Raw genomic sequence first — 5,725 nt, forward strand, 5'->3', positions numbered from 1 at the left:
TAAAAAGTTGTTTTTGTCGGTAAATCAAAAAATAAGTTTTTAATAAAATGTTACAAAAAATATAAAAATTGATATGTATCAAATAATATTCTGTTATTGAAATTTATTTTTTTGATTTTAATGCGATTTTGTGATCAATCTAAAACTTTTTGGGTTTCCTCTACCCCATTTTTAGGAGTAAAATAAAAGATGTATTAAACGGTTAGAGTTATCCTTTATTTCAATGTGAAATAAATCATATCTTTACCTGAGTTTGATATTTAAGCTAATTAATTGATATTGATTAATGGCTAATGGGGTGATTACAGGATTTGTAATCTTTTTTAAACTTGTATTGAGTACAAGAGGTTGATTGAGATGTTAGACATTGTTGAACTCTCGAGATTGCAGTTTGCATTGACTGCACTATACCACTTCCTATTCGTACCTGTAACATTGGGTTTGTCCTTTATTCTTGTAATAATGGAAACCATCTATGTAACGACAGGGAAAGAGGTATATAAAGATATGACTAAGTTCTGGGGCAAATTGTTTGGTATTAACTTTGCTCTAGGAGTGACAACTGGTATCACAATGGAATTCCAATTTGGTACTAACTGGTCTTATTATTCACACTATGTAGGTGATATCTTCGGTGCACCATTAGCAATTGAAGCGTTACTTGCATTCTTCTTAGAATCTACTTTCGTGGGTTTATTCTTCTTCGGTTGGGATAGACTTTCAAAAGCGAAACACTTGTTATCAACTTACTGCGTTGCATTCGGTTCGAACTTATCTGCCATGTGGATTTTGGTTGCAAACGGCTGGATGCAAGATCCTGTAGGCGCAGAATTCAATTTTGATACTATGCGTATGGAAATGAGTAGTTTCCTAGAACTATGGTTAAATCCTCAAGCACAAACTAAATTCTTGCATACTTTGTCTTCTGGGTATGTTTGTGGTGCAATTTTCGTATTAGCAGTCAGTTCTTATTATTTGCTTAAAGGGCGTGATATCGGTTTTGCAAAACGTTCTTTCTCAATTGGGGCAACATTTGGCTTCATTGCAATATTATCTGTTTTAATTATGGGAGATGAAGCAGGTTATGAAGTCGGTCAGGCTCAACCAACTAAACTTGCCGCTATGGAAGGAGAGTGGGATACTGAACCGGCTCCGGCTGCGTGGAATATTGCTATTGTTCCGAATTCACAAGAAGGTCGTAATGAATTTGCATTACAAATTCCTTACGCTGCAGGTATCATTGCAACCCGTTCTTTAGATAAAGAAATTACCGGTTTGAATGATTTACGAGTTCAAAATGAAGAACGTGTACGTAATGGTATGGTTGCATACGGTTTATTGGAAAAACTTCGTTCAGGTCAAAAAGATGCAGATACTATTGCTCAATTTAAAGCAGTGGAAAAAGATCTTGGGTATGGTTTATTGTTAAAACGTTATACCGATAATGTTGTTGATGCAACTGACGAACAAGTAAAACAGGCAGCAGCCGATACTATTCCTGATGTTGGACCTACTTTCTGGTCATTCCGTATTATGATATTTGCAGGCGGTTTATTACTACTTCTCATTATCGGTGCATTTATTGCAAATATCAGAAAAACTGTTGGTGAAAACAAGTTTTTACTTAAAGCTTTGCTTTATGGGCTTCCTTTACCGTGGATTGCAATTGAATCAGGTTGGTTCTTAGCTGAATATGGAAGACAACCTTGGGCAATCTTTGAGGTATTACCGGTAGGCGTAGCGAACTCTGCATTGACAACTGGAGATCTCTGGTTCTCAATTGGTCTAGTTTGTGCGTTATATACTATCTTCTTAGTTGCAGAAGTATATCTAATGGTTAAATATAGTCGACTTGGCCCAAGTTCATTAAAAACAGGTCGTTACTATTTTGAACAATCAACTAAATAAGCAGGAGCCTAAATCATGATTGATTATGAATTTCTACGATTTGTATGGTGGATCCTCTTAGGTGTGTTGCTTATTGGCTTTGCAGTTACTGACGGATTCGATATGGGGGTTTTAACACTTCTTCCTTTTGCAGGTAAAAAAGAAGTGGAAAAGCGTATTATGCTTAACTCTATCGCTCCTCACTGGGATGGTAACCAAGTTTGGTTATTAACTGCCGGTGGTGCAATGTTTGCTGCATTCCCACTTATTTATGCAACATCCTTCTCAGGATTTTATATTGCAATGATCCTTGTTTTAGCTGCATTATTCTTCCGTCCTGTTGGATTAGAATATCGTGCTAAAGTGGAAAATCCAACTTGGCGTAAAGCGTGGGACTTAGGATTGTTTATCGGTGGTTTTGTTCCTTCACTTGTTTTTGGGGTAGCTTTTGGTAATTTATTACAAGGCGTACCTTTTGAATTTAGTTCTATTGTTCAAGTGAAATATACAGGATCATTCTTTGAATTATTAAATCCATTTGCACTTCTTTGTGGAGTTATTAGTTTAGCAATGTTAACAACACAAGGTGCAGCTTGGTTACAAATGAAAACAACTGCTGATTTACGTAATCGTGCAAGAGTGATTTCTCAAGTCGGTGCGTTAATCACTTTAGTTGCATTTGTATTAGCTGGAGTATGGTTATTATTCAAAGACGGTTTCGTTGTAACTAGTGCGATCGATCACAGTGCTCCTACATCACCGTTTGGTAAAGAAGTGATTATGCAGGAAGGTGCTTGGTTCAATAATTACAAAGAAATGCCTATTCTTTGGATTTTCCCTGCATTGGCAGTTGTTTCCGCATTATTGAATATTGTGTTCTCTAAAGCGGATCGTTCCGGATTTGCCTTCTTATTCTCATCATTGACAATGGCGGGCATCATTTTAACTTGTGGTGTTTCAATGTTCCCATTCTTAATGCCATCAATTACTCATCCGGAAATGAGCTTATTATTATGGGATTCAAGCTCAAGCCAATTAACATTGACATTAATGTTAATCTTAGCTGTGATTTTTGTAGTTATCCTATTAAGCTATACAATTTGGTCATATATTAAGATGTTTGGTCGTATCGATGAAAACTTCATCGAAAATAACAAACACTCATTATACTAAGGAGAAATTTATGTTTTATGTAACTTGGGTTTTGGGCGTGTTATTTGCAGTTTGCTTAACAGCAGTGATCAATATCAGTATTGAAAAAACTGGTAAGTTTGATGAGTAATAATACGATATGATTCAAACACTGTATCAATTAACAAATAAGGGCTCAATTCGAGCCCTTTCATTCGTTCTCGCATTTATTCTAACAGCAACAATTTTTTTGCATACGGAACGCTTTGCATTGGATTATGGTGGTATTTCGCCGCTTTATACGTTGATTATTTTTTGGAGCGTAGCGACACTATGGATTCACGGCTTTGGTTTAGAAATTTATAAAACAATATGGAAATTATTGTTTTTACCGATTTTTTCTTATATTGTTGCGATTATTGTACTCATATTTATTTATTTTATGTGATGGCGAAGAAAAAATTTTTACGTTTAAGTCATCAAGCCTATTGCAGTTAATTTGCACGTTCATTAGAATAGCGAAACTTTTTTGTTATAGAGAAACAGATAGCAGTAGCAATGAAAAATAACTCTACATATCCGGTTCGCATCTATTATGAAGATACTGATGCAGGGGGTGTTGTTTATCATTCTCGCTATCTTCATTTTTTTGAACGAGCGAGAACAGAATTCTTGAGAGAAAAAGGGTTCTCTCAAAATGAAATTATACAACAGCAAGGTCTTGCTTTTGTTGTTAAACAGATGGAAATTGATTTCCGCTATCCAGCTCGCCTAGACGATTTATTAATTGTCGAAACGATTTTAGTTGAAGTTAAAAATGCCAGTTTGGTTTTCACACAGAAGTTGATTCAAAAGGACAAACTTTATTGTTCTGCCACCGTGAAAGTAGCTTGCGTAAATATAAATCTCATGAAACCCACCTCACTTCCTCAAGAAATCAAAAGATTACTCAAAGATGAAAAACCGTGATAGGCAATTTATGGAGCATTAAATGTCTGAATTGAATTTTTTCGACTTATTTCTTAAAGCCAGTGTAGTTGTACAAATAGTGATTTCGATTTTGATCCTATTTTCAATTATTTCTTGGGCAATTATTATTCAACGCAGTAAGATTCTTTCTAAAGCATTAAAACAATCAATGGCTTTTGAAGAACGCTTTTGGTCAGGTGAAGATTTAACTAAACTTTATGAAGGATTATCCAATCGTCGTGACGGACTTTCTGGTAGTGAGCAAATCTTTTTTGTTGGCTTTAAAGAATTTTCCCGCCTTAAACAAGCTAATCCGAATGCATCAGAATCTATTATTCAAGGAAGTTCGCGTGCAATGCATTTAGCGATGAATCGTGAGATTGAAGATGTAGAAAATACAGTGCCTTTCTTAGCGACAGTGGCCTCAGTTAGTCCTTATATCGGGTTATTCGGTACAGTATGGGGAATTATGCACGCATTTATGGCATTAAGTAATGTTAAGCAGGCAACCTTGCAAATGGTGGCACCTGGTATTGCTGAAGCTCTAATTGCAACTGCAATTGGGCTTTTTGCGGCAATTCCTGCGGTAATGGCTTATAACCGTTTGAGTTTAAGAGTGAATAAGCTTGAACAGAATTATGCAAATTTTATTGATGAATTTACGACAATTTTGCACCGCAAAGTATTTGGTCAAAGTAATTTTCATAACTAATTTTTATTAATGTTGAAGAGGACATTATGCAATCTCGTCGTCAGGGTCGATCAATAAAGTCTGAAATTAATATCGTCCCATTTTTGGATGTATTGTTAGTTTTATTATTAATATTTATGGCTACTGCACCGATTATTAGCCAAAGTGTGCAAGTTGATTTGCCGGACTCTACTGACAGTCAAACCGTTTCTAATGAAGATAAAACACCTGTTATTTTGGAAGTTGACGGTACAAATCAATATACGCTTTCTATTGATGGTGTAAGAAATGAAAATCTAACCGAAGAAATGGTTGTTCAAATGTCAAAAGAAGCATTTGAAAAGGATAATACAACACTGTTTCTTGTTGGTGGGGCAAAAGATGCACCTTATGAAGAAATTATCAAAGGGTTAAATTTACTGCATACCGCAGGGATAAAAAGCGTGGGTTTAATGACGGATCCGCTATAAAGATTAGGATAGTATTGTGCAATATAATCAACAACAGAAATTCAAAAAAGCAGTTTTGATTTCAATTCTTTTGCACATTCTGCTTTTTGGTTTACTTTTTATCGGCTCAAGACTGGAAGAAGTAAGACCAATGGGGGGCGGTGAGGGCAATGGCGAAGTTTTGGGTGCCATTATGGTTGATACTGGGGCTGCCGCTCAAGAATGGGGCAGATTACAGCAAGAGAAGAAAGGTAATCCGCCATCAAAACGAGAAATAGCTGATAAAGAAAGAGAACAGCAAAGTAAAGAACAGGCTGAAAAAGAACGCCAAGAACAGCAAAAGATCAAAGAAGCAAAAGAAAAAGCAGAACAGGCGGCAAGAGAAAAGGCGGAACAAGAAGCTAAAGAGAAAGCTGAACAATTAGCGAAAGAACAAGCGGAAAAAGCTGCAAAAGAGAAAGCAGAAAAATTAGCGAAGGAACAAGCGGAAAAAGCAGCTTTAGCTGAAGCACAAGCAAAAAAAGAGGCAAAAGAAAAAGAGGCTAAAGCAGCTGCTGAGGCTAAAGCGAAAGCTGAAAAAGTAGCAGCTGAAGCTAAA

Annotated in this window: 8 protein-coding genes; all 8 read left to right on the forward strand. The window is 36.1% G+C overall.

What is annotated here, in order from left to right:
* Positions 1 to 357: 357 nt before the first annotated feature.
* Positions 358 to 1,908, forward strand: coding sequence for a cytochrome ubiquinol oxidase subunit I (locus tag QV04_RS09220; protein WP_039174002.1), 1,551 nt, complete (start codon positions 358 to 360; stop codon positions 1,906 to 1,908).
* Between the two features lie 15 nt (positions 1,909 to 1,923).
* Positions 1,924 to 3,060: a cytochrome d ubiquinol oxidase subunit II gene (gene cydB, locus QV04_RS09225; RefSeq protein WP_039174001.1), complete on the forward strand. Its 1,137-nt coding sequence runs from the start codon at positions 1,924 to 1,926 to the stop codon at positions 3,058 to 3,060.
* Positions 3,061 to 3,070: 10 nt separating this feature from the next.
* Complete coding sequence (locus QV04_RS11365) at positions 3,071 to 3,169, forward strand: cytochrome bd oxidase small subunit, CydX/CbdX family (RefSeq protein ID WP_018346408.1); 99 nt, start codon at positions 3,071 to 3,073, stop codon at positions 3,167 to 3,169.
* Positions 3,170 to 3,178: 9 nt separating this feature from the next.
* Positions 3,179 to 3,466: a cyd operon protein YbgE gene (gene ybgE, locus QV04_RS09230; RefSeq protein ID WP_065230492.1), complete on the forward strand. Its 288-nt coding sequence runs from the start codon at positions 3,179 to 3,181 to the stop codon at positions 3,464 to 3,466.
* Positions 3,467 to 3,576: 110 nt separating this feature from the next.
* The gene (ybgC, locus tag QV04_RS09235; RefSeq protein ID WP_065230491.1) at positions 3,577 to 3,987 is read left to right on the forward strand and encodes a tol-pal system-associated acyl-CoA thioesterase; all 411 of its coding nucleotides are present in this window, start codon (positions 3,577 to 3,579) and stop codon (positions 3,985 to 3,987) included.
* A gap of 22 nt (positions 3,988 to 4,009) precedes the next feature.
* The gene (tolQ, locus tag QV04_RS09240; protein ID WP_039136389.1) at positions 4,010 to 4,699 is read left to right on the forward strand and encodes a protein TolQ; all 690 of its coding nucleotides are present in this window, start codon (positions 4,010 to 4,012) and stop codon (positions 4,697 to 4,699) included.
* 26 nt (positions 4,700 to 4,725) lie between these two features.
* A complete protein-coding gene (gene tolR, locus QV04_RS09245; RefSeq protein ID WP_013746816.1) occupies positions 4,726 to 5,148 on the forward strand; it encodes a colicin uptake protein TolR in 423 nt (140 codons plus the stop codon).
* A gap of 16 nt (positions 5,149 to 5,164) precedes the next feature.
* The coding region (tolA, locus tag QV04_RS09250) for a cell envelope integrity protein TolA (RefSeq protein WP_065233407.1) at positions 5,165 to 5,725 on the forward strand (561 nt) is incomplete at its 3' end.

The organism is Gallibacterium genomosp. 1 (genome assembly GCF_001678575.1).
GTDB lineage: Bacteria > Pseudomonadota > Gammaproteobacteria > Enterobacterales > Pasteurellaceae > Gallibacterium.

What these genes read in the sequence shown, in the direction of transcription:
- tolQ (WP_039136389.1), top strand. Translation starts at nt 4,010, where the DNA reads ATGTCTGAATTGAATTTTTTCGACTTATTTCTTAAAGCCAGTGTAGTT.
- QV04_RS09220 (WP_039174002.1), top strand. Translation starts at nt 358, where the DNA reads ATGTTAGACATTGTTGAACTCTCGAGATTGCAGTTTGCATTGACTGCA.
- ybgC (WP_065230491.1), top strand. Translation starts at nt 3,577, where the DNA reads ATGAAAAATAACTCTACATATCCGGTTCGCATCTATTATGAAGATACT.
- QV04_RS11365 (WP_018346408.1), top strand. Translation starts at nt 3,071, where the DNA reads ATGTTTTATGTAACTTGGGTTTTGGGCGTGTTATTTGCAGTTTGCTTA.
- ybgE (WP_065230492.1), top strand. Translation starts at nt 3,179, where the DNA reads ATGATTCAAACACTGTATCAATTAACAAATAAGGGCTCAATTCGAGCC.
- tolR (WP_013746816.1), top strand. Translation starts at nt 4,726, where the DNA reads ATGCAATCTCGTCGTCAGGGTCGATCAATAAAGTCTGAAATTAATATC.
- cydB (WP_039174001.1), top strand. Translation starts at nt 1,924, where the DNA reads ATGATTGATTATGAATTTCTACGATTTGTATGGTGGATCCTCTTAGGT.